At 72.8% G+C, this 755-nt stretch carries 1 pseudogene; it reads left to right on the plus strand.

The features are described 5' to 3' along the window. Positions 1-755, plus strand: a pseudogene (locus A612_RS14920) ([protein-PII] uridylyltransferase); the annotation flags it as partial.

A 755-nucleotide genomic window follows, 5' to 3' on the forward strand; every position in this document is an offset into this window, starting at 1 on the left:
CGCTTCTGCCGCCAGCACGGCATCGCCGCCGCGGACGCCGCACTCATCGAATTTCTTGTGCGCGAACATCTGACCATGAGCCAGGTGGCACAGAAACAGGACCTGGCCGATCCACGGGTGATCGCCGCCTTCGCCGCCCGCGTCGGCAATGAGCGCCGCCTCACGGCCCTGTACCTGCTCACGGTGGCCGACATCCGCGGTACCGGCCCGCGCGTGTGGAGCGCCTGGAAGGGCAAGCTGCTCGAAGACCTGTACCGCCTCACCCTGCGCGTGCTCGGCGGCGCCGCCCCCGACCCGGCCGCCGAGGTCGAGGCCCGCAAGCGCGAGGCGCTGATCCTGCTCGCCCTGCATGCCATGCCCGCCGAGGCCCACCAGCGCCTTTGGGACACGCTCGACCTGAGTTACTTCATGCGCCACAGCGCCCCCGACATCGCCTGGCACGCGCGCCACCTGTCGCGCCACGCGGGCGCCGCCCGACCGGTGGTGCGCGCGCGCCGCTCGCTGGCCGGCGAGGGGCTGGAGGTGCTGATCTACACACCCGACCGGCCGGACCTCTTCGCGCGGATCTGTGGCTACTTCGACCGCGCCGGCTTCTCCATCCTGGATGCGCGCGTGCACACCAGCCGCGATGGCCACGCGCTCGACACCTTCCAGGTGGTGGCGCGCGACCATCCGGGCCCCTACCGGGAGCTGGCCCCGCTGGTCGAGGACGGCCTGTTGCGCGCCCTGGCCAGCGACGCGCCGCTGCCCCCGCC

The sequence above is a fragment of the Melaminivora alkalimesophila genome (genome assembly GCF_000282995.1).
Taxonomy (GTDB): domain Bacteria; phylum Pseudomonadota; class Gammaproteobacteria; order Burkholderiales; family Burkholderiaceae_C; genus Melaminivora; species Melaminivora alkalimesophila.